Annotated in this window: 19 protein-coding genes; 11 read left to right on the forward strand and 8 right to left on the reverse strand. The window is 53.8% G+C overall.

The window, feature by feature from the left end; genetic code table 11:
* Window positions 1-142 precede the first annotated feature (142 nt).
* Both J4E70_RS03395 and J4E70_RS03400 read right to left on the reverse strand, forming a co-directional pair.
* Window positions 143-4,066, reverse strand: coding sequence for a PEGA domain-containing protein (locus J4E70_RS03395; RefSeq protein WP_213887638.1), 3,924 nt, complete (start codon window positions 4,064-4,066; stop codon window positions 143-145).
* Window positions 4,063-10,356 carry a DUF6531 domain-containing protein gene (locus J4E70_RS03400; protein ID WP_213887639.1) on the reverse strand — a complete coding sequence of 2,098 codons (6,294 nt, stop codon included), beginning with the start codon at window positions 10,354-10,356 and terminating at the stop codon, window positions 4,063-4,065. Before J4E70_RS03400 ends, J4E70_RS03395 begins: the two co-directional genes overlap by 4 nt.
* A 225-nt stretch (window positions 10,357-10,581) precedes the next feature.
* Between J4E70_RS03400 and J4E70_RS03405 the strand changes: the two genes are divergently transcribed.
* The 4 genes from J4E70_RS03405 (at window position 10,582) to J4E70_RS03420 (ending at window position 14,405) form a co-directional block, all read left to right on the forward strand.
* Window positions 10,582-11,130, forward strand: coding sequence for a hypothetical protein (locus tag J4E70_RS03405; RefSeq protein ID WP_213887640.1), 549 nt, complete (start codon window positions 10,582-10,584; stop codon window positions 11,128-11,130).
* 100 nt (window positions 11,131-11,230) lie between these two features.
* Window positions 11,231-11,839 (forward strand): carboxymuconolactone decarboxylase family protein, encoded by a 609-nt coding sequence (locus J4E70_RS03410; protein ID WP_213887641.1) that lies wholly within the window; start codon window positions 11,231-11,233, stop codon window positions 11,837-11,839.
* A gap of 111 nt (window positions 11,840-11,950) precedes the next feature.
* Window positions 11,951-12,910, forward strand: a complete 960-nt coding sequence (ppk2, locus tag J4E70_RS03415) for a polyphosphate kinase 2 (protein WP_213887642.1) — start codon at window positions 11,951-11,953, stop codon at window positions 12,908-12,910.
* Window positions 12,911-13,049: 139 nt separating this feature from the next.
* Window positions 13,050-14,405, forward strand: coding sequence for an MATE family efflux transporter (locus J4E70_RS03420; protein WP_213887643.1), 1,356 nt, complete (start codon window positions 13,050-13,052; stop codon window positions 14,403-14,405).
* Window positions 14,406-14,421: 16 nt separating this feature from the next.
* Here J4E70_RS03420 and J4E70_RS03425 read toward each other — a convergent pair whose 3' ends face one another.
* Complete coding sequence (locus J4E70_RS03425) at window positions 14,422-14,832, reverse strand: hypothetical protein (RefSeq protein ID WP_213887644.1); 411 nt, start codon at window positions 14,830-14,832, stop codon at window positions 14,422-14,424.
* Window positions 14,833-14,841: 9 nt separating this feature from the next.
* Window positions 14,842-16,044: a pyridoxal phosphate-dependent aminotransferase gene (locus J4E70_RS03430; protein WP_213887645.1), complete on the reverse strand. Its 1,203-nt coding sequence runs from the start codon at window positions 16,042-16,044 to the stop codon at window positions 14,842-14,844.
* A gap of 88 nt (window positions 16,045-16,132) precedes the next feature.
* Between J4E70_RS03430 and J4E70_RS03435 the strand changes: the two genes are divergently transcribed.
* The 3 genes from J4E70_RS03435 (at window position 16,133) to J4E70_RS03445 (ending at window position 17,387) form a co-directional block, all read left to right on the forward strand.
* Window positions 16,133-16,531 carry a helix-turn-helix domain-containing protein gene (locus tag J4E70_RS03435; RefSeq protein ID WP_213887646.1) on the forward strand — a complete coding sequence of 133 codons (399 nt, stop codon included), beginning with the start codon at window positions 16,133-16,135 and terminating at the stop codon, window positions 16,529-16,531.
* On the forward strand, window positions 16,528-16,788 hold the full coding sequence (locus J4E70_RS03440; RefSeq protein WP_213887647.1) for an FAD assembly factor SdhE: 261 nt from the start codon (window positions 16,528-16,530) through the stop codon (window positions 16,786-16,788). Before J4E70_RS03435 ends, J4E70_RS03440 begins: the two co-directional genes overlap by 4 nt.
* A 104-nt stretch (window positions 16,789-16,892) precedes the next feature.
* Window positions 16,893-17,387, forward strand: a complete 495-nt coding sequence (locus tag J4E70_RS03445; protein ID WP_213887648.1) for a MarR family winged helix-turn-helix transcriptional regulator — start codon at window positions 16,893-16,895, stop codon at window positions 17,385-17,387.
* A 22-nt stretch (window positions 17,388-17,409) separates the two neighbouring features.
* On the opposite strand, the gene J4E70_RS03450 is transcribed toward J4E70_RS03445, so the two are convergent.
* On the reverse strand, window positions 17,410-17,889 hold the full coding sequence (locus J4E70_RS03450; RefSeq protein ID WP_213887649.1) for an Lrp/AsnC family transcriptional regulator: 480 nt from the start codon (window positions 17,887-17,889) through the stop codon (window positions 17,410-17,412).
* Between the two features lie 106 nt (window positions 17,890-17,995).
* On the opposite strand from J4E70_RS03450, the gene J4E70_RS03455 reads away from it, so the two are divergent.
* On the forward strand, window positions 17,996-18,868 hold the full coding sequence (locus J4E70_RS03455; protein WP_213887650.1) for an EamA family transporter: 873 nt from the start codon (window positions 17,996-17,998) through the stop codon (window positions 18,866-18,868).
* A 33-nt stretch (window positions 18,869-18,901) separates the two neighbouring features.
* Here J4E70_RS03455 and J4E70_RS03460 read toward each other — a convergent pair whose 3' ends face one another.
* Genes J4E70_RS03460 through J4E70_RS03470 form a run of 3 tightly spaced genes read right to left on the reverse strand, consistent with a single transcriptional unit; the run spans window position 18,902 to window position 20,749 of the window.
* Window positions 18,902-19,639, reverse strand: a complete 738-nt coding sequence (locus J4E70_RS03460; protein ID WP_213887651.1) for a DUF1194 domain-containing protein — start codon at window positions 19,637-19,639, stop codon at window positions 18,902-18,904.
* Window positions 19,626-20,327 carry a DUF1194 domain-containing protein gene (locus J4E70_RS03465; RefSeq protein ID WP_246531578.1) on the reverse strand — a complete coding sequence of 234 codons (702 nt, stop codon included), beginning with the start codon at window positions 20,325-20,327 and terminating at the stop codon, window positions 19,626-19,628. The genes J4E70_RS03460 and J4E70_RS03465 overlap by 14 nt, the downstream gene beginning before the upstream one ends.
* Complete coding sequence (locus J4E70_RS03470) at window positions 20,321-20,749, reverse strand: VOC family protein (RefSeq protein ID WP_213887652.1); 429 nt, start codon at window positions 20,747-20,749, stop codon at window positions 20,321-20,323. Before J4E70_RS03470 ends, J4E70_RS03465 begins: the two co-directional genes overlap by 7 nt.
* Before the next feature lie 209 nt (window positions 20,750-20,958).
* Between J4E70_RS03470 and J4E70_RS03475 the strand changes: the two genes are divergently transcribed.
* From J4E70_RS03475 to J4E70_RS19590, 3 genes are all read left to right on the forward strand, one after another.
* Complete coding sequence (locus J4E70_RS03475; protein ID WP_213887653.1) at window positions 20,959-21,792, forward strand: thymidylate synthase; 834 nt, start codon at window positions 20,959-20,961, stop codon at window positions 21,790-21,792.
* A gap of 2 nt (window positions 21,793-21,794) precedes the next feature.
* Window positions 21,795-22,280 carry a dihydrofolate reductase gene (locus J4E70_RS03480; RefSeq protein WP_213887654.1) on the forward strand — a complete coding sequence of 162 codons (486 nt, stop codon included), beginning with the start codon at window positions 21,795-21,797 and terminating at the stop codon, window positions 22,278-22,280.
* A 109-nt stretch (window positions 22,281-22,389) separates the two neighbouring features.
* Window positions 22,390-23,175, forward strand: coding sequence for an HNH endonuclease (locus tag J4E70_RS19590; protein WP_213887655.1), 786 nt, complete (start codon window positions 22,390-22,392; stop codon window positions 23,173-23,175).
* The last annotated feature ends 249 nt before the right edge of the window (window positions 23,176-23,424 follow it).

A 23,424-nucleotide genomic window follows, 5' to 3' on the forward strand; every position in this document is an offset into this window, starting at 1 on the left:
GGGCCCTAATTAAAGTTTCTATAGTCTTCATGCTAACATTCCGGCGCATGTCCGATAACCCTGTAATAAGAGTGGCGTGAGTTGCAGGTCTCTCAACTTATCATTTGAATTCCGCATTTTTGACCACGCCTCCTTAAAAATCTCATTGGTTTCTGTTCACGAAATCTATCACATCCGCAAAGGTCTGTTCGTTTGGATAACGTGCCTGCCCTGCGCGCGCGACTTGCATAGCCAAATCCAGATTGCCTGAGTTGGCAGAATCCACCGCCCAGTTTGCATAGATCACCCGCAAATTTTGGTTCAGGTTGTCATTGGCACCGAAGATGGAAATCGTGGTTTCAAATGTTTCCACAGCCCCTTGGCTGTCACCTGCTTCATAGGCGCTTAAAGCCGCCTGATTGCCAATTGATTGGCCTTGTTGTTCAAGCCGGGTCAGATTTGGGTAGTTGTTCAGCGCATCGACCAAAAACCGCATTGCGCGCACGGTATCCCCGGTTGCAAGTATAGCCTCGGCCTGCTGACCATAGGTATAGGCTAGCAAATCTTCGGAGTCCGAATTTGGGTTAGCACCGTAAAGTACGTGGGCCGCGGACAGCGCATTTTCAAAATCGCCCGCTTCAATCGCGGTGATTGCCGTGTTGTGGAACACATTTGTCAGAATGCCCGCCAGATCCGGGCCACTTCCGTGTTCACGCGTTAAGCGCTCAAGCGTTTCAAGCACCGCATCGCTTTGTTGTCGTGAAACGGCGTCCATAGCAAAATTCTGGAATGCAACACGCAGATTATTGATGGTGCGTTCGTTTTCCTCCCACCTGTAATGAGCGGATGCCAGAACAAGCCCTTCGTCAAAACGCGCCCCATTGATGGCATCAACGACAGCATTTCCAAGTAAGATACTTGCGACACTACGCAACTCGGCAGCGTCCTCAGGATGTTCAGCGCTTTCTGCATCGACCCATGCAACAGTGTCTTGCGCGTTCTCCGGCGTGAACCTGCTGCGTAAATCTTCCTGATAAACATACGTGATATTCTGGCTGGCAGCTTCGAGCGATGGGTCGCGCAACAAAGCCTGCCTGTAGTGATGGCGGGCGTCTTCCCATTGCTGCTGTTCGGTAAAAGTACCCGCAAGCCTGAAATGCGCGTTGATGAGTAATGTTACAGCGTCTTCTGGCGTGGTTTCAGAGTCTGCAAGGTCGGTCAGAAATTCGAGCGATTCAGCTGCCAACCCCTTGCTCTCCATCGCAGTTGCCCATTCATCAGCCGCATAGATCAACGTGCCAGCAACGCGTGTGTCGAGCGGACTGTTGGTATAAGCGTCGTATGCTCGTGCAAAGGCGCGCCCATGATCGCCCGCCTTAATCAATGACGTGATCAAATTGTACTGACTACCCGCCGCTCGATCCGCCCCGAGGGCCGGGTAGGGCTGGCCTGCGCCAATTGGTTCAGCGGTAAAGCGCGCGGTAACCGCGCTGGTTAGTCCGGGTTCAGCATCTTCAAACCCCTCGTCCAGTGAAACAACCAAACGTGCCGCTGCAGGTATCGGGTCGTCTGCGTGTGAATTGGCTGGCAGCGCAATCTCCGCTCCGCCTGTTTCGTTGAAGCACAAAAGACGGGCGTCAGTGTCATGCAAAACGACCGTTGCTGTTTGTAACAGAAATACTGGTTTGGAGGCACCCGGTACGGTTTCATCCGCCTGCAGCAAACAACGGGTATTGAAATCACTAAACTCCAGCAAACGTACCTGAGTAGGTGCGCCGCCAACCCGGATGTCGTGAATGCCATAGCCGATCCACGTCGGGCGAGACCGCACATCGAATGTATCGCTTCCAAGGCCCAGGTAACTGGGGTTGTTTTCACCTACCAGCGAGGATCGAGAGTGATATGAGGGCCTTTGGACCGGGGTCGTCGGATTTGCTGGTTCCATACGATTTGCGATTAAATGTGCGACGCTTGCGTAACCACCTTCTGCGCGCAGATCGACACCATGATCACGTGTCGTTATTTGGTTGCCAATCAATACAAGCGGGTCAGCCGTGCGCGATGATATCCCCACGGACACATTTTCTATGACGCTGCCCGTCATCGTAATAGACGCGACGTTTGCCTGAATACCCCGATTGCCGTCGGAAAATGTGCTGTTTGTCAGTATAAAGTAACTGGAATTCGCTGTTACAGCGGTATCGAATTGCGTGACAGTCAAACGGTCCATGATCACAGGGTAGGAATCTTCCAGCAATATCCCGGCTCCAGACAAGGAAAGATTGTCCAGTCTAAGGCCCTGTGCGCGTTTGAAATTCAGCGTTGAACCGTCAGTGCTGCGAATTGTGCCGCCGCCGGTCAGGCGAAGATTGCTCTGTGATATCTCGCCAAGTGTCGCGTCGATATCCAATGTGCCCGGAATAATGATTTCACTTTGCTCCGCGTCCGACACTGTAGCGAGCGCGGCAAGAATATCCTGCACAGTTGCAGTCTGTGGCAGTGTTTCACGAACAATTTCTTGCGCTTTGTAAACGTTGTTATTTTGCGAGAAATGCACAGGTGATTGTTCTGCAAAGATGGCCTCACCAATCGGACGAAGAACATTGTTGATTTCTACGACACCAAGCACCCCACGCGCCGGACGGGGAAATACCGCGCGGCGGCGGCTGACACTGACCGGCTCGTAAGCGTCGGAATCCAGAATTTCTGCTTCAATTTCGGTAAAGCCGGGTGAATTGCCTGTTGCCTCTACGACATTTATCCGAAAACCAAAGAAATCCAGCTCGGGGTCGATGGCAATTTCATTCATTAGCGGATCGGCATCTAATTCAAAACTTTCAATGACATACCCGGTGTGCCCAAGCAGACTGAAGGTGAACTTTACAAGCCGCGCTTCGGATTGCAGGTGGTGCAGTGTGAATTTGTCGGTGCGCATGGGCCGCTGCCCCATCACCTGCATATGTTCATATTCCGGGGGATCTATGAATTCCCACTGGAAATAGTCACCGTCCATGCCGTCGTAGACATGCCACGGCCAACGCTGGTCAGACTGCCCAGCCCCGAAAATGTGATACATGTGATAGCTGGTCGTGGTCGCGTCCAGCCCTTCGACCTCTCGCAACGGGCGTGTTTCGGCGTGGCGAACAAACAGGTTGCTTGCGCCGCTTGGTTCTACCCAACCTTCAACGACAGAGTATCCTTCTTCGCCAGGTGGACCTGAATAAAGTGTCAGATTATCAAAGTCATCGAGCACTATCGCGTCAACGAAGCCATCAATAATTCCATCACCGTGGGCAAGTGTGTTTGTAGCGAGGTTTATTGCATCCGCGCCGCTAAGCAGGAGCTCTGCGCCATCAGAGGCACTGAAGCCGACAAAGCCTCCGATAACTGAAACATCGCGCACAACCATCGTGCCAAACCCTTCGGCAGACAGGCCAATGTCAAACCCATCAATGATCAGGTTTTCAACTTCGGTTTCCGGCCCCATGACCAGCCCGGCTCCACGCACCGTGTATCCGTGCGCCATCGCAATGCTCGCGCGCTTCGCAGGTCCGCTTAGCCGATCACCATTACCAGACAGGGGTGGCAAAGGTTCTGTCATGGTCAGAACGGGGCTTGGCCCGTAGCCTTCGACGGATATCACGATATTGTCGGCGCGCATTTCACCAACAGGGCCATTAATTAAAACGCGATCTGACCCTACAGGGCGGTTAGCTCCCGAAGCGTAGTTCAAAGCCTCTCGCAACGTGATAACGCCGTCAGCTGCGGAAGGCCGGTCGTCTGTGACTGTCACAGGAATTATTGTCGGGCGCGTGACGAGTTCCGCAGCAATATTTATTGGGGTCTCATCTTGCTGAAAGGCGTGCGAAAACACATCGTATCCTGGCTTCACAAGTCTGAGTTCAGAAAGACCGGCTCCTGTGGATAGGGCGACATCTGCGGGAGTGACCCCGACCACAGCCCCATTCAGGAAAATCGTCGCACCGCTTGGTTCCGAACTGACAGGAATTGAAAGGCGTTCCTGCGCAGAAACTTGGGTGGCAAGGGAAACAACGACGATGGAAAGAATGAGTAAAGAACGTTTCATCTCAGCAGGTTCCCCAATCTTGACATGCCGCCAGGGCCTTTCCGCTCTGCAGGAGTGGGCTGTGCCGGTGCCGTGCTTGGCCGCGGCGATCCACCTGCAAAACCGCTTATTCCACTCGGCTGACGACCCGGCGGTGCTGGGCGGGGCGGGGGGTTAAGTTGTGCTGCAGGGGGTGCAACAGGCGGTGGTGTTGAAATCTGTTCCCGGAACAGGAACCGAAGCCTGTCGCTTGTGCGATTCCGGAACCCTTCACGCTGTCGCAGGTTTTCGCGTAGCAAGGCATGTGGATCGCCCTCGTTGCCAACACTTGGTCCTGTGGCGGGTTCGCCCCAGGGTGCGGTGTCTTCGTCGTAGAGGCGATTATAACCGTTTAGGAAAACGTCTTCTTCATCGAGCCACTGATTTCTCACCTCTTCCGGCAGGATTTCATGCGCAAACCGGGAGTTTCGTTTAAAAGCGGATTCTTCGGCTCTTTGGCGCGCCTCAATTTCTGCAATTCTTGCGCGTCGATCACGTGCTTCCTCTTCCCTTTCGAGGTCCCTTTCGCGTCTGCGTTCACTTGGTGTGTAGACGGGTTCTCTGCGGTTCTCGGTTGCGTTGTTGCCAGCGGACCCGGTGCTTGGCTCCGATCCGCCAGAGCCGCCTTGGTCATTGTTGTCCACGTTACCGCTATTGTCTTCATCAGAAGCGCGGCCGATCTCGTCTTCGACTTCATCTTTGAAAATGCTGGTGACGTTGTCCCAGATCTTCGCAATGCTATCGAATAAACCCTCTGTCGGTTCCACATCTGCGCCGATCCCACCATTTCCGGATGGAATTGCGCCGGTTGTATCGCGGAAAGTGAAAGGATCTCCCGCCGCATATTCATAGGGCAGCGGAGAGGCCAGTGGACCAAATGGTTCTGGCGAAAGGAACTGGCCGATCTCAGGGTCCATCGCGCGGATCGCGGTCAGATAAAGTCCCGACGCCGGATCAAAAAGCATTCCGTCAAGTTGGGGTTGTGGAATATCTGGCGTGCGCATGACACCTTCGTTAAGGAATTCGGGCATACCAAATGCTGACAGAAAGATGCGTGTGCCAAACTTTCCATCCGAACCGATGTAGGCCAGTGGCCCACCGCCAAAGTCAAGCGCAAGCAACTCAAGACCAGCTTCGGAAACGCGTGCAACGGGCACATTGTTTGGGTCCAGGATGTGTTCAGCCGCTGGTTCACCGTTTCGATAAACGCCGGTAATCGTACCTCCGTCATAGATGATATCATCGGCACGTCCGTCACCACGTAAGGCAACCACACGTCCTTGTCCGTCGCGCAGCAATTTAGTTGTCGTGCCGTTCCACTCAACGGTGGAAACAAGTCCAAACGGATCGCGCACTATCGTCCGGTCGTTCAGTACGGTAACCCGCCCGTCAGGATCAAGCGTTGCGAGCGAGGCATCTTCCGCGTGGGTTGGCAGCCACGGGCTTGACTGACCAGCGGAAAGCCTCGCACCCGCTTCATCAAAGCTAAACTCTTCTTTACGCAGTTCTGGTGAACCTGAATCGCCAAGTCCACCTTGGGAAACAGAGGTGATGCGGCCAGCTTCGTTTCGCTCAATCCTTTGCGGATCGCCAAACAAAGGCTCATCAATGGCAGCGGCGCGGCCGTTTTCAAAACGAATACGTCTGTCGAGCAGAGTTTGCCCGCCCCCCTTGGCGGTAACACGGAAAGCCGAGTCCGGCGCACCAGAGATTGGCAGCATGTATTCAACTACGGCGTCACCCATGGTTGCCGATAAAATTGCGCCCTCAGCCGAATAAACTAGCCTGATGGTATCGCGTCCGACGGCAACAACAACGGTTGAGTCATCCGGGTAACTGAATGTGGATGCTGTGCCACTTGGCAGTACCCTTTCCACCAATCGCCCCTGATCATCATAGCGGCGGGTTATCGAATAGGAGTCACTGTCAGCAATGCTAAGGCGGTCTTCAATTGGGGCGGCACCCTCGTAACGGCGGCTCCATGTGGTTTCATCCCTGCTGTGAGCGATCATCCGGTCAACGCTGTCGTAGGTGTATGTACGTTCCGCGGATTGTGCGTCAAAAGTTGCGACTTCGTTTGCCAATCTGCCATAGCCGTCACGTGTGGAAACTGTTTGTACCCCACGTCCATCGGTCCGTGTTTCAACCAGCCCTTCGCGCCGGAACTGCTGTGATGCGAAACCATACATCTGCACCACTGCTTGTTGCTCATCAGATTGATAAACAACTGAAAAAATGCTTTTCCCGTTGCGGGAAACTTCGGTCAGACGGGCCGCTTCATCAAGGGACGTTTGCCAGGTTGATCCATCGTTGCTTGCAAAACCGGTCACGCGCCCCATCAGATCGCGCTCCGTTGACACCGGATAAAGAGCAGCGCTTCTGAGGCCAACAGAAACAGTGCTGTCACCGCCGGGTAAAACAACCTTTTCCGTATCGTTTAGAGCTACTGCAATTGCGCTCAGGTCCCCGTCTTGCCCGCGTTGCAGGGAGATTTCCTGAACAACAGTCCCATTGTTAAAAACGGTCCGCGTGGCGTGGCGACCTTCATCGTCGTATGAGACACGAATAATGTCGCCGGATTGTGTAGCGGTTTCGATCCGCCTGCCAAACCCATCGTATCGGTGCGCGTGCGACCATCCCAAGCCCGACTCTGATATCAAGCGGCCTTCCACATCATAGGCAAACCGGCGTTCTTCGCCATCCGGCATAACCTCACGAACGGTTCGGCCGAGCAGGTCAATCTCGCGTGACCAGTTTCCGGTGGGGTCAGTTGCGCCAATCGCCCTGCCAAAGGTGTCGTAGCTGTAGGTTTCGACAATCGGCTCACCTGCATCCGCCCAGCGCCGGGTTTCCACAAGCCGGCCAAAACCGTCATAGACAAACTCTGCAGCTTTCTGGCCGTCGCGGTGTTCAGCGATGATCCGGTCAAAGGCATCATACTCAAACGACCGGTCCGGGCGGCCTGCCAGTGTGACACGCACCATTCGCCCAAGTGCGTCGCGTTCGATACCAATATAGCTGCTATCACCCACTTCAGCCCCGATAAGGCCGCCGTTTTCGTCCCAGTCATAGGTCGCGCTGGTCGTTTGCCTGCCTTGCGTATCAATCTCGGTGACTTGTGCTAGGTATCCTTGGTCAGAGTAGGTGTAGCGCGTCATGCTTCCGTCTGGACGGCGGGTTTCCGCACGTGCGCCGCTTGCAGTCCAGACATGGCTTGTGACGCCTGCGTCATCCGCTCTGGTTTCCTGAATCATCCGGCCTAGTGACTGATCAGTTAAACCATCTTGGTTCACGTCGCCAAGCGGCTGGTTGCCTGCGCTGATACCAAAAGCGCTCAGCGCAGCAGAGGCCCCAGCGCCCGCTTCTTCATAGTCAAAAATCCGTGTAATCCTGCGCTTGGCCTCAATCTCAGCCATGTCGCTGGGGATCGCTCCGATGAAGGGTCCAAAGAACGCCTTTTGCTGGCCAAAAACCGGTTCAGTCTCGACAACCCAGTGAACAGGTTGCTGGTCACTTCCGGGCTCTGGCGTGCGTGTTTCGATCGTCAGATTGGCGGCCGGGCCTGCGGTTGTCGTGAACGACGCGCCAGACGCGTAGATGCGCCCTGCTGGTTTGCCTGATGCGTCATAGAGCAGGTCGGTCATGATGTTTTCCGCATCGGGCATGATGTAAGTGGTGGCTTCATGCCGCCCGTCACGCGCGAAAAGATGAAGCTCCGCTGCGCGGCCCTCTGCCTGCAAGCGCGTCGTGAAGAGCTCTGCGCCATTTGTGGTCTGACGACCGTATTCAAAATTCTCAAAAAGGGTGCCAGTGCGTTGCGAGACCACCCGGTCAAAGCTGGCACCATCCGCTTCTTCACCATATTGAATTTCGAGGGATGGCTGTTGGTCTATGCCCCACGCAAGCCAGACCTGCGTTATGTTATGGCGCAGTTCCTGCGGGGCCTCTTCGCCGCCGCCGCGATAGACATAGCGGGTTTCGTTCAGCGCTGTACCAGTCTCTGTATTCAGGTCATATTTCGAATAGAGGTTTCCATCCTGATCATGGGCAAACCCCACGGCTGTGCCGTCGGGTGCGTCCACACGCACAAGGTATCCGCGATCCCCGTCATAGGTATAGCGCGCTTCAGCCCGGTTTCCGTCAACGACACGAACCAGCCGCCCCTGCAGATCATAGTCGAAATCCAGTCGCGCCCCACCAGCCGCCACTACATGTTCGAGCCGTGACTGATCTTCCAATCCGGTTTCTGGAACAAACGTATAGATCATGCCGTCGCGCGTCCGGATGACACGATCTTCAGCGCTGATCTTTAGCCGTGCCCCATCGGCGCTTTGAAACAGTGCCCCTTCGGTCGGGCGGAAATACTCATGCCCGCCATTTTCATCCCGAAGCCGCCAGCCGTCATCATCACGCACCAGTGCAAGCTGGTAGTTATGCACCCAACCATGCCCCATGCTGGTATGCACGGGTGACTGGCTGCGGTAGGTGCGCTGGAAACGCCAGCCCAGCCCAAGCGGCGCAGGCGCGCGCAAATCGACCGAGGTTTCGTAGAACTCCCCCGACGCCAGATAGACCGGATCTTCGCTGGAAGGGGGGTCGCCATATGTCGGGTCTGTCATACGTGGTGTGCCGTCGTCAGGCGGTGGCCCGTCAAAACCGTCATAGGCACGCTCAGCGAAATCCCGGATGTTATTTACGTTCTGACGCGCGAGTTCCTGCGCGCGCTCACGTGAAATTCTGGTGAAAATAGCGGGTCGCGTCGTGTCAGGTGCGTCTTCGGTAACGCATTCGTCTGGTCTGCCGCTGTTGTCGCCATAGCGCCGCATCATCGCGATCATTTCGGCAACCCAGCGAATGCGACCAGTTATACCGGCGCGGGGCATTGGTTCGCCCGCGCGGCTGAAGGCAAGCTCTGCCCGTGTCACAAAATCCTTGTAAACGACAGTCCCTGAAATTGTTGTGGCCTGATTCTCTTCGTCACCAAAGGTAATGTTGAAGCCATATTCACCCCATTGCGGCGGGCATTGTGGAAACCGGACATGGTAGCTGCCACCCGCAACTTGCACGGCGTGATCTTCATAATAGCGACGTCGTTCGCTGTTAGGGTCATCATAGTTCAGCGGGCGCATCGCGCTGTATGATCGATCTGCAAATGTACCACGCACAAAAACATCACCGATGTCATACCCGGCCAAGGCCTGATCGACGGTGGGTGCACGCATTATTCCCTCAAACGCGCCACCTTGTTGGATAATCTGTACAACGCCGCCATCATGTTCGTAGTAGGTCTCGCCGTCAGCAAGGTCTTCTTTTCTCACAACAACTGTTTGTCTTTCGCGGTAACGCTCTCCGTTTTCTGTGATGGCGCGTAGTTCAAAATGATAAGTACCGGGTTCCGTGAAAGTTATTTTGCGGCGGCCTTCGTTCTGCCCAACGAGTTCGCCGGTGCCGATGATCTCTTGCCCGTCTTGCAGAACGCCAGCCCGGCGTACGTCACCTCCGGGGACATTTGCCCTTACAGTGACTTCAACCGGGGCGGCCCCGCTTGTTGGCGCAACGGTGAACCTCAGTCGCGGCGCGTCATCGACAGTTACCATGCGTGCGGCGCGCGCGCGATTTCCGTCATTCCCTCGTATTTCGAGGCGGGCAAGATACCGGCCCGGTCGACTGTAAGTGTGTGAGATCGTTTGAAAGGGCAGGACCCTTACGATTTCCCCATCGCCAAAATTCAGGCGTGCAGCACGGGCAGTGAAGGGCAGGCTGTCTCCGCCAATCCGAAAGGTTGCGGTGTGCGGTGCATCCCCACGATTGTCGTCAACCTGCAGCAACTCTGCCGGATCTGCGGGTGTTTCCGGCATCACAGTAACGCGGGCCTGTGACGTCACACGCTGGCCGTCTTCGGTGGTCATTGTCATACGGGCGGTGAACCTGCCAGGCCGTGTATAGCTGTGGCGCGGGTTTGGCCTGATCCAGCCCCGACCCGTATGCGCGACGATCACACCGCTGCCGTCGCCGGGGTCAATCTCAACCCGGGCAATTTTCCCTCTTGGGCGTGTTTCTGCCAATAGGTTGTATCTGACGGTAAGAGGTGCCGTTCCACGAGATTCTGATGAACTGAACCGAACGACATACCCTACCTCAGCGAAGGCTGATGTTGGTAAAAGCAGGCTGCCAAAAGACGTTAGTACAACAAGAAATAAAGCTGCGAGCCACCCCAAAAAAACCTGGCCAATTACAGGGGTGGACGTTTGGTCGTTCGCTGGACGTTTCATGCTGTACCGCCAAAAAATGATTGACCACCAACAACTTACACAATGAAATAACATAGCGCTGTAGAGCGCATTTTAATTTTCCGAACGATCAACACATGATGATCGCGATCCAAACAAGGGTTTGCTGGGCGAGGTCAGACTGTGATCTTGAAGCTTAAAATGGTAAACGTTTAACAGTTTGAGTCAACAATAGCGGAGCACGAACCACCCCGTGAGGACAGCGAAATGTTTGGAAGTAGGCGCAAACTAAGGCGGAAGCATCCACATCCGGTTGGCCCGGACTGGTGCATCTTGGGCTGGCTCGCCTCTTTGAGATTGGAACATGCCTTAAGGCGCCAGATGGCCCCGGATCACTGGATGCGCGGCAAAAGCTGGTCAGCATTTGCGCATGACACGAAGCAGGACGCTGTGCTTTACCTTGCAGCCGATGGGGAGGCCGCGCTGGTTCATCTCACATGGATGCGTGAGCGTACTAAAGACTGCCCCTCAGCCACTTCTTTTAAAACTCTGGATGATGCACTGCACGACATTGCTGATGCGATTGAAAGCGGATCTAACCCAATTTATTGCCCGGTTTGTAAAAGCGACTGGTCCTTGGACGAATTTGATCCCGGCTGTTTCTGTTGCGGCGGCGGCGCATTAGTACGGGACTGCCCGGTTTGCGACGGTCGATGCGGGGCTGAGTTCAGGCGCGCGATACTGGATTCTCAGGATAGTGGTGAGGCACATTGGAACGGCAGCTGCCTTTCAAAGGACCCGTTCGTTCCCAACTAAACCCGTAAAGTGAACCCACCACCGACTGACGGATTGTTGATTGTGGAACCAGCGTTTTCTGTGGTCTGAATTATATGTGAACCAAATGGGACAGAAACGAATGAGCTGGATCAAAACAATCGCCTACACTGATGCCACCGGAAAACTCAAAACGCTTTACGACCGGGTGAAAGGCCCCGACGACAACGTCGACAACATCATGATGAGCCACAGCCTGCGTCCGCACACGATGGAGGGGCATATGGCGATCTACAAATATGTTCTGCATCACAGCGGGAACAAAATTCCGAAATGGTTTCTTGAAGCGCTTGGTGTTTGGGTCAGTGCATTGAACAAATGTGACTATTGTGTTGAACACCATTTCGCCGGAATGAAGCGGATACTGGGAAATGATCCACGCGCCGATGCAATTCGCGCCTCGATCGTGTCGGGTGATATCTCAACCGCACCACTTGATGATGCACAGAAAGAAGCAATGCACTATGCGAATGTCTTGACGAAAGACCCGTCTGCATTGACCGAAGAAAACATAAAACGCTTGCGGTCAGCCGGATTTGACGATGGTGAAATCCTCGAAATCAATCAGGTTTCCTCCTATTTCAGCTATGCAAACAGAACTGTACTTGGACTTGGGTGTTCAATTGCAGGTGACATTGTTGGCCTGTCGCCCAACAATTCTGATAACCCGGACGACTGGAACCATAGCTAGGTCAGAAAACGCCTCAAAAATAGGGAGAATTGCTGGAAATTGTTGATCCAAGTCAAAGCACGTGCCTTTGACTTCCGTCAAAGTCTTAGCCGAATTTGAAAGGAGTCGTTCATGACCGCGCGCAACGTAAGTACCACTAAATCGTCCACAGCAACAGCCGCTCCGGCTGTTACTGAGGAAGCAACCGACGCCAATATAGAGAGTTTTCCAAATGTCTCGCCTGACAAGATTCGTCAAGCTTTTGAGACCGGAACCTACCCCTATACGGAAAAGATGCGTAAGAGCGAGTACGAGGCTCAAAAAGCCCTGCTTCAGGCCGAACTGCTGAAGGTTCAGAAATGGGTGGCTGAGACCGGGCAGAAGTTCGTGCTCTTGTTTGAAGGGCGTGATGCGGCAGGTAAAGGCGGAACCATCAAAAGGTTCATGGAGCACCTTAATCCTCGGGAAGCCCGCGTTGTTGCGCTGAACAAACCGACCGATAAGGAACGTGGTGAATGGTATTTCCAACGCTACATTCAACACCTGCCTACCGAAGGTGAAATGGTGTTTTATGACCGTAGTTGGTACAACCGCGCGGGTGTCGAGCGCGTGATGAACTTTTGCAGTCCAAATGAATATCTGGAGTTTATGCGCCAGACACCAGAGTTTGAGCGGATGCTCACGCGCTCTGGTATCAGGCTTTACAAGTACTGGTTTTCTGTCACGCAGAAGGAACAAAAGGCCCGCTTTGACAGCCGCAAAACCGACCCGTTAAAGCGCTGGAAGCTGAGCCCGATTGATCAGGCGTCGCTTGCCAAATGGGATGACTACGCCGAAGCAAAAGAGGCGATGTTCTTTTACACAGATACGGCGGATGCGCCTTGGACGATTATCAAGTCAAATGATAAAAAGCGTGCGCGCCTGAATTGTATGCGGCACTTTCTGTCAACGCTTGACTACCCTGATAAAGATGAAAGCGTTGTGGGTTCACCCGATCCGCTGATCGTCGGACGCGCAAGCCATGTTGTGCACGGGTCCGATCATATTCTGGGCGCGTCGCTGCACCCGGAAAACCGTAGAAACAGATCTTGATCTTGAGCCGGGCCTTTCAGAAATGAAGGGCCCGTATTCATTGGTAGAAGTTAGCTAAGCCAAATTGCTGTTGCGCGTCCTTACGGGCGGAGCGTATCTCATACTTGCCGCCGGGGTTTTTCTGCCCTAAGCGGGTTTGATGAGCACTCCATCCCCATATCGCGAAGATGCCAAAAAGCTATTGGTCTTGGGCTTTCCGCTGATCCTGAGCAATCTGGCCCAGATGGCGATTACCGTGACCGATACGATCATGCTGGGTTGGTACAGCATCGAAGCGCTTGCCTCCATAACGCTGATGGGCACGATGATTTTCCTGTTCTTCATCGTTGGGTCCGGTTTTGCCTTTGCGGTGATGCCCCTTGTTGCCGAAGCGGCGCAGCGTAGTGATGACGTTCATATCCGGCGCGTTACCCGAATGGGAATGTGGCTATCGGTTCTGTACTTTTTTTGCATCGTATCGCTGCTCTTCTGGTCAGAGACGTTGCTGACTCTGCTAGGGCAGGATCCGGAAATTTCCGCCATTGCACAAAGCTATTCGCGTATCGCCGCCTGGGGGACATTGGGTGCCCTTCTGGTCATGGTTCTGCAATCTTACCTATCGGCGCTTGAACTGACTAAAGTTGTGCTTTGGGCGACGATTTCGGCTGCGGTGATGAATGGTTTTGCCAACTATGTTTTGATATTCGGAAACTGGGGTGCGCCTGAACTGGGTGTACGCGGTGCGGCTATCGCCTCTGTGCTTTCTGTTTTGGTGTCGCTGGTATTTCTGTCGTTCTATGCGGTGTACAAAAAACCAGAACACGCCCTGTTCCAAAGGGTTTGGCGTCCTGACTGGGAAGCGATGGGAACAGTCTTTCGTCTGGGTTGGCCGATTGGCATGACAAGCCTTGCTGAAACGGGTTTGTTTGCGGCGACCTCTGTAATGATGGGCTGGATCGGAAAAATACCGCTTGCCGCACATGGTATCGCGCTTCAGCTTAGCGCGATCACCTTCATGGTGCATGTCGGTCTGTCAAATGCTGCAACCGTTCGCGCAGGGCGCGCGCTGGGCCGCAAGGACGAGGCTGGGTTAAGGCAGGGCGCGAAAGTCGCTATTTCCATGTCTGTGACCATGGCGATTTTGACAATCATCCTGTTCCTGAGCCTGCCAGAGTTTCTAATCGGGTTGTTTCTCGACTCAGAAGATCCGGAACGCGGCAACATTGTTGCAGTTGGTGCTGGCCTTCTGGCAGTTGCTGCGGTTTTTCAGTTTGCCGACGGGGCGCAGGTTATGGGCCTGTCGCTGCTTCGGGGGGTGCAGGATACGCGTGTGCCGATGATCTATGCCGCCGTGAGTTACTGGTTGATCGGCATGCCCGCGAGTTACATTCTCGGGTTTAAATTTGATTTTGGCGGCGTTGGAATCTGGGCCGGGCTCGTCTGTGGCCTTGCCGTTGCCGGGATGTTTATGATGGCGCGGTTCTGGGGCCGTTCGGTGCGGATCGGCGCACATTAAGCCAGACTAGGCCGGGCTATTCTTCATGCTCTTTCATCAGGCGGTCCGCTTTTTTGCGCACCAGAACGGATCGCAGATCATGCATCGCAAGCAGCAAAGCGTCTGTTACGTCCTCAAGCTGTTCGTCCGTTGCGCGTGACTGGGCCCATTGCGTTGTAAGGTTCATATGGTCAACGGCACGGTGAATATCATCGACATCCCGTTCTGCCAGCAGTTCGATCCGGTCTTCCATCCACTCTTGGATGATTTCCATATCGTCATCTGAAAGGATGCGGTCTCCATGGGCTTTGATCTCGCCGTTCTTGACGTTCACAACGGCAATCTGGTCCATGTCAATCCGACGCTGCCTGTTTTCCGTATCAATACGGAAAACAAGTGCGCCGTTTTCGCGAACTCGGAAATAATACTCTGGCAGCTCTCCGGCCATCTAGCCCTCTTACTTCAATCCCTGACAAAACTGCTGGATGCGGGTGCAGGCCTCTTTCAGCGCGTCATCAGAGGTAGCGTAGCTGACGCGGAAGTTCGGGGAAACCCCGAAGGCGGCTCCAAAGACCACCGCAACACCAGTTTCTTCCAAAAGTGCGGTGGCGAAGGTCTCGTCGTCGGGAATCATGGTGCCGGCAGGTGTTGTCTTGCCGATGCAGTCTTTGATGGATGGGTAAACATAGAATGCACCTTCCGGTTTCGGGCATGAAATGCCGGGGGCTGCGTTCAGCATGTCGACCACCATATTGCGACGGCGCACAAATGTGGCGTTATTGGCGGCAATAAATTCCTGTGTGCCATTCAGCGCCTCGACAGCGGCCCATTGGCTGACCGAACAGGGGTTGGATGTAGACTGGCTTTGGATTTTCCGCATCGCTGCAATCAATGTCTCTGGCCCGGCTGCATAGCCAATCCGCCAGCCGGTCATCGCATAGGCCTTGGAAACGCCGTTGCAGGTAAGCGTGCGATCGTAGAGCCCAGGCTCCACCTCAGCAGGGGTGCAGAACATGAAGTCGTCAAACACCAGATGTTCATACATATCATCTGTCATGACCCAGACCTGCGGGTGCCGCATCAGAACATCGGTCAGTGCCTTTAGCTCGTCCCAGCTATAGGCTGCCCCGGTCGGGTTGGACGGCGAGTTGAAGATCAGCCACTTGGTTTTTGGTGTAATCGCGGCTTCAAGCTGCGCAGCGGTCATTTTGAAATCAGTTTCAATACCCGCCTCAACCGTCACCGGTTCGCCGCCTGCCAGCAACACCATGTCCGGATAGCTCACCCAGTACGGGGCAGGGATGATCACCTCGTCACCCGGGTTCAATGTTGCCATCAGGGCGTTGTAAAGGATCTGCTTGCCACCGGTTCCAACGCTAACCTGCTTGGGCGAATAGTTTAACCCGTTGTCGCGCTTGAGCTTGTCACAGATCGCCTGTTTCAACTCGATAATGCCGTCAGGCGCCGTGTAGCGGGTCTTGCCTTCATCTATCGCGCGCTTTCCGGCTTCGCGAATATTCTCAGGTGTGTCGAAATCCGGCTCACCGGCACCAAGACCGATAACGTCACGCCCCGCCGCTCTTAGTTCTTGTGCCTTGGTCGTTACAGCAATGGTGGGCGACGGTTTGACGCGCGACAGAGTGTCGGAAAGGAAGGACATATCGGTCTCCGGTTTGTATATTCCGGTCCCATGTCATAGGGTGCGCGCAAATCCCAATCAAGCCTATAACCCATAAAGTGAGTTGAAAATGAGCATAGCTGAAACAAACTGGTACAGCGAAGAATCCGCAACGCTTGGAGACCGGATTGCTGGGGCTCGTGAAATGGCCGGAACGTCTCAGGAAGATTTGTCAAAACGGCTTGGTGTAAAGCTTAAGACCATCCGCGCATGGGAACAGGACCTGAGCGAGCCACGCGCAAACAAGATTCAGATGCTTGCAGGGATGCTGAATGTTTCGATCATGTGGCTGATGAATGGCGAAGGTGATGGCGTAGAAGCGCCGGTTGACGAAGTTTACCTGACCGCAGACGTCAATGACCTGTTGACTGAAATGCGCCAGATGAAAACACAGATTTCCCAAACGGCAGAGCGACTCGGCCACTTGGAAAAGCGGCTTCGCACCGCACTAAAAGAACCATCTGAATGAGCGAAACTGCAGAAACCCGGCTGAAACGGTTGAAAATGCGTTCCTCGCGACGAGGCATAAAAGAGATGGACCTGATCCTCGGGGCCTATTCGCATTCAGAGCTTCCCAAACTTCAGGATCCGGCTCTCGATATCTATGAGGATCTTCTGGAAGAAAACGATCATGATTTATATCAATGGGTTACCGGGCAAATGCCCACACCCGACCGTTATTTGCCGCTGATTGTGAAAATCGCAAAACACGCGAACAGGGTCTGACATTCAGCGGAAAAAACTGTGTTTTTCTAAATAATTCCAGGTTAACGGAATGTTTGGCATTTGCCGACACTCTTGTCCCCGAACGGTTATCGGCGGAGAGAGACATGAACATTCAGTCAACGGTTAGCGCCCCGGAAACTCATTTTATGGTCGGGTATCTGGACTCACTTGCACTGGTAGAGCGGCTTCATCGGCTGCTCCTTGATGTGATCAAGGATGAATTCGAACGTGTGGGCGTTCTGGAAATAAACGCGGTACAGGCATTGCTTTTGTTTAACATAGGCGACCATGAGGTCACGGCTGGCGAGCTTAAAAGCCGTGGTTATTACCAGGGCTCGAACGTTTCTTACAACCTCAAGAAACTCGTCGAGACGGGTTACATGCACCACCAAAGAAGTCAGGTTGATCGCCGCTCGGTTCGTGTGCGCCTCACGCAAAAGGGGCGCGCGGTACGCGATCTTGTTGCAAAACTGTTTGGTCGTCATGCGGACGGGCTGCAGTCAAAAGGTGTTCTAGGTCCTGAGGGGATAGAGGATATAAATACCGCCTTGCGCCGGGTGGAACGCTATTGGACCGAACAGATACGGTACATTTATTAAGTGACTCTCCCGGCTCTGCGACTCAATCAGCGTTGTTCACAGGCAATGGTGGAAGCCGGCGCTTTACCGGTGACGATTGTATGACAGACGTATTTGTCATGGCATAGGGTATGATCTTGTCGATTATGCGCTCCATGTCCCCCACGGTTTCAAGGTGCGCACGCGCAAGAAAGCAATCTTCCCCTGTTACGCGATCACATTCCGTGATTTCCGGAATGCTTCGGATAATTTCAACCACGCGGTCCAGCATGCCAGGAACAGGCCGGATGCGTAGCCAGGCCGAAATGGGCAAGCCCGCCGCCGCCGGGTCGATCAACGCGGCATATCCGGTAATCACCCCCGCCTCTTCAAGCCTCTTAACACGCTCTGCAACACTGGGCGGTGAGAGCCCGATAGAACGGGATAAATTTGCGACGGATATCCGCGCATTTTCAACAAGCATTCGGAGAATCTTTTCGTCTATCGCGTCCAGTTGGCCATTTTGATAATTAAGGCGTTTCATGAAATTTACCTTTTAACTGGTGGCAGTTTTTTTAAATTACCCTTTTGTGATCTATATAAAGCTCCGGTTTTCCCTTTCATAGTGCGGTAAATAACCGGGGAAGCAAATGACTGCGAATTCTCATCGCCTGAACAAGGCAGCAACAAGCGTTCCGCCCCATGCATGGTTCGGCATTAGTGCGGTGTTCCATTATCTTGGTCCGTCTTTTGCCGTGCTTCTCTTTCCCGCTGTCGGAGTGCTGGGTGTCGCGTGGTTTCGCATCGCGTCTGCCGCGGTGATTTTTGCGCCATTCACAAACCCATTGAAGACTATCCTGCAGGCTGATCGGCGGACACGCCTATTGTTGCTGGGCCTTGGTCTGTGTCTTGCGGTGATGAACACATCTTTCTATCTCGCGCTTGACAAATTGCCGATGAGCCTTGTCGCAGCGATGGAATTTGCTGGTACGATTGGTGTCGCGCTTTTCGGTTTGCGAACACGGCGCAACCTGGCCGCGCTCGCGCTCGCAGTGCTTGGTGTCTTTATTCTAATCGATGTGAAATGGGCTTCTGACCCGCTCGGCCTGTTCTGGGCGTCACTCAACGCGGCTCTTTTTGTTGGCTACATCATTTTGGGGCACAAAGCCGCCGAAGACGGCGCAAGCGGGGGTGTTGAAAGATTGGGTGCCGCAATGGCGATTGCGCTTATCATACTGATGCCCATAGGGTTTGTTGAAGCATTGCGTGCATTTGGAACACCCACTCTTGTACTTGCGGGTATCGGTGTTGGCTTGTGTTCCTCTGTCATACCCTATGTCTGTGATCAGCTTGCGATGTCGCGGCTGCCCCGATCTTCCTTTGCGCTTTTGCTTGCGTTGCTTCCGGCAACAGCAACGATCATTGCGGCGGTCGTTCTGGCGCAACGTCCATCTGTGCAAGACCTTATCGGTATCGCGCTGGTGATGATCGGTATCGCGGTCCACCGCCCCGCAAAAGGGTGAGCGCAAACGTGTAAGCGGTTTAAACAAGCGTCGTTAATCTTGCAGATGCGAAAGGATCATTCCTTCCAATTCCCGCAATAATTTCCGGACCATAGAGGCTTCAAAATCCTCAAAGCCGAGGGTGGCTTCGACAAAGGCATCAGGCCCTAGAATGACTTCGCTGCGAAAATAGGATGTCAGTTCGCCAATTTCGCTTTGTAGAAGGTCACCTATATCGGGTGAATCAGCCCCAATGACCAAAGCATTGATTGTGATGCCTGCAAATTGATTATCCTCTTTCACTTCGCGGGGCCGCGGCCCTGTGTTGGATGTTCCGTCACCGGAAAGGTCTAGCGTACGGCTCCAGCAATCTCTGCGCTGGGCAAGCAAAACCCCACCAAACAGCATCGCGCTGCCAAGCGCGGTTGAAGGGTCTGCCGCAACGCGCTCGGTGTTGTGCAGGCGGGCAACGACAGCGTCCAGCCGTGCCTCAGACTCAATTGCGGTCCAGTCCAGCAGCAACCTGTGGGCTGACCTGCCGCTCCATTCAAAAACGGCAAGCTCAACGGGTGTCGTGGGCATCGCCAGCAAAGCTTCTTTCACTTTTGGATCCATCAAGGCATTGGCCAGCCCGTCCAACTGCAGCCTGTATTCCCGCGCGTCAACCGATCCTGAAACATCAAGCCCCAGCGCCAGCGCCTGTCGGCAGGTGGCCATACCGGCGGTGGGTAATCCCACCCACAAAAGCAGGGCGAACACTGCAATCCAGTATTTTACCTTAACCCCCACCATGCGGAAGATGCTCCGTATCCATACCCAGCGTCATAACGCCAATTTCGCGGATGAGCTTACTTTCCATAGCCTCTTCAAACGCATGATAATTCTGCGCAAGCACAACAAACGCGCCCGGCCCGCGGATAACATCGCTCAGGTAGAATTGCTGCACTTCGGGGTCTGCCCCGCCGATGACCAGACCGTTGACCGTTACATTGTTTAGCGGAAAGGCCGAATACGCCAGATGCGGCGCGAAGCCGTCATTGTTTACCCCATCGCCCGAGACATCCAGCGTTGCACGGTCACAGCGTGGGGCTTTTGCAAACAGGCTCGCGCTATAGCCAAGCGCATATCCCATCGCGGTGGGGAACTCGCTGTGGCTGCGCTTAGCCGCAGCGATCTTTTCAGCCGCAGAAAAAAGCGCCTCTGGATCGCGAATTTCTATCCAGTCCAGCACGACCGCATGTTGATACCGCCCGCTCCATTCATAGACGGCAAGGCTCACCCAATCGCCGGGGTGGGCGAAAAACGCGTCTTGCACGTTTTCCGATAACAAAGCAGACGCCAGCCCATCGCGTTGAAGCTGATACTCTGCATCATCAACCGACGAGGAGACATCCAGCGCCAATGCCAGCGCCAGATGACAGGCGGCATTCGCCGGGCCACCCACGAACAGGGTGGCCAGTAAGGCGAAAGCCCTTACCAATGCCCCGTGTTTTCCATGCTTGCCCAGGGTTCAACCGGGGCCAGTGGATCACCGTTTTGCAAAAGCTCGACCGAGATATTATCGGGCGAGCGGATAAAGGCCATGCGCCCGTCGCGCGGGGGCCGGTTGATCACCACGCCATTGTCCTGCAAATGCTGGCACAGCGCGTAGATATCATCGCACCCATAGGCAAGATGCCCAAAATGCCGACTGTCAGAGGGCAGGCCATCGTCGCCATCCCAGTTATAGGTCAGCTCTACCGGGCAGTCCTCTTGTCCCGGTGCCGCCATGAACATCAGCGTGAACCGGCCGCCTTCGTTGTCCCAGCGGCGCGTCTCTTTCAGCCCCAGCAGTTCAAAAAACGCTTTGGTTTTGTCCAGATCCAAAACCCGGATCATTGTGTGCAGATATCGAAGTGCCATTCTGTCGCCCTGTATTGTATAAGATTGCCTTAACAAGACCCCTCAAATCGCGCTTGCGCAAGGGGGTAGCGGTCAACATCGTGTGCTCTGGGGACGGTCAAGGTGAATTTTACCCGATATTGTGGTTCCGATACCGGCTTTGCGCAGATATAGTTGCGGGCGACTCGCTATTAAATGCCACTCAATTCAGAACATCAGCGGAGGGTAGAGTGCGCCAATACCATCAGGCACTAAGAGATATACTTGATCACGGTGAAGTTTCGACAGACCGCACAGGTACGGGAACCATCGCCACCTTTGGCCATCAAAGCCGCTATAGCCTGGCCGATGGGTTTCCGCTTGTCACGACCAAGAAACTGCATCTGCGCTCTATCATTCATGAGCTGCTCTGGTTTCTTTCGGGCGACACCAACATTGGCTACCTGAAGGAAAACGGCGTTTCGATCTGGGATGAATGGGCCGATGAAAACGGCGATCTGGGTCCGGTTTACGGTCATCAATGGCGCAGCTTTCCGGCCCTTAGGGCAACCGAACAAACGCTTGAGGGTCAGCCGCTGTTCCTGGCGCGAAGCGTTGACCAGATTGCGGAACTTGTTGATAACATTAAGAAAAGCCCTGACAGCCGTCGGCTGATCGTTTCCGCGTGGAACCCGGGCGAGGTGCCTGAAATGGCGCTGCCCCCCTGTCACACGCTTTGGCAGGTACGGGTTTTGAATGGCCGGATGCACCTGCAGCTTTACCAGCGTTCTGCCGACATGTTCCTTGGGGTGCCGTTCAATATTGCGTCCTATGCTTTGCTGCTTTTGATGCTGGCCCATGTCACCGGGTATAAGCCGGGTGATTTTGTCCACACTCTTGGTGACGCGCATATCTATTCGAACCATATGGATCAGGTCAGCGAACAACTGGCCCGTACGCCAAAGCCCCTGCCGAAAATCCGCATCACACGTGATGTGAAATCGATCTTTGACTTCAAGTTTGAGGATTTCGAGGTGCTGGAGTATGACCCGGACCCCGCAATCCGCGCACCCGTGGCGGTCTGACGATGATATCTTTAATCGTGGCGCGCGCAGAAAACGGCGCGATTGGCAAAGACAACACCATCCCATGGGAGGCGCCAGAGGATCTGACATTTTTCCAGCGCGAAACGCTGGGTGGCGCGCTGATCATGGGGCGCAACACCTGGGAAAGCCTGCCGTTCAAACCCCTGAAAAGCCGCCTGAATATCGTGGTTTCAACAAAGGGGTGTGACGCGGAGAATGTGTTTTCTGACATTCAGTCCGCAATCGATTTCGCCTATTCCAAAGGCTACCGCCGCCTCTACGGCATGGGCGGTGCCGGAATTTACAAAGCTCTGTTGCCGCTCTCTGACAGACTGCTGATCACCGAAGTTTCGGTTGCGGTTGAGGGGGCTGATACGTTCTTCCCCGAAGTCGCGGAAGACGAATGGAACTGCATCGGACGGATGGTTCTGCGGGAAGGTGATCCGAGGTGTGAGTTGGTGGAGTATTTGCGGGAAAGTGGAGCGTAGTTGATCGCGGTATAGGCGATTATACAAGAGAAAATTATGCTTAAGGTGATGTGGCTATCTCGGAGAATTTCACCTAATAGTTAGCTCATGGACGAATTGGGGACAGAAGGTGAATATTTCCCAACTTGAAGATGTTTCGTCGGTTGACGTCTATTTCATTTGCCAAATGATAGATAACATAGCTCGCGAACCGTTTCCTTACTTACGCAATATAGAAGATATCTTTGGAGATGCATCTTCGCAGGCATTGACGCGCAGTTACCCCAAATTCACGGCACTCCATGTTTTTATCGAAGAAGTTATCTCAAGCGTAATCTGGGAAAAAGCGTCTTCAAGAATGGAGACACTCGAAAATGGACTTTGGGTAGACCACCTATTTGAAGCAAACAATATTAATATGGACTTCGACGAATGGAGAGGGGGTGTTGCATTCGGTTGCTCCATCGGAGAATACCTAACGTTTTTGTCTGAAGAAGGTTTCATAGACCAAGTTTGTGAAAAGGTTTCAAAGCAAGTTTTCTACATTCTGTTTTCTAATAGGAAGACACTTTCTTCATTTTCAAGCATGATTAGAGGCTATGTTCTCAATGCTGCACCTTCGTTCTCACCAGAAAAGTTTGCTGCAAACGGCAGGCTAAAACGGACAAGAATTCCCAGTTGGGCGAGAGGTGCAGTTTTTCACCGGGACAAGGGAAGATGTGTTTTATGTAAAACCGATTTGACTCGTTTGTTTAGTCAAAAAGAAAAAATCCACTATGATCACATAGTGCCTTTAGCACTTGGTGGAATGAACTGTGTTACCAATCTTCAACTTACTTGTGAAAATTGTAATTTGAGGAAAGGCTCCAGAAATACTGACACTTCGTTCGAGTACGAAGTCTGGTATAATTATTAGATTCCAAAAATGATCTGACACAGTCAGATCATAGGCCCACCCCCGTGGGGGGCGTGGGCGGGCCTGTTGCGGCGGATAGGCTGGATTTGCCATGTGTGTTTTCGGGTCGCGTGGCGCTGTGCACCCCCAAAATCCCCCGGTTTAAACTCTTTAAAAAGTTGCAAATCCGGGTGTTCACAGCATTAAAAAGATTAAAGAACAGACGACATTCAGGCAAAGCCAGCATCTGGTTCAGACGTCAAAGGGCAG

The organism is Pseudohalocynthiibacter aestuariivivens (genome assembly GCF_018457175.1).
Classification (GTDB): domain Bacteria; phylum Pseudomonadota; class Alphaproteobacteria; order Rhodobacterales; family Rhodobacteraceae; genus Pseudohalocynthiibacter; species Pseudohalocynthiibacter aestuariivivens.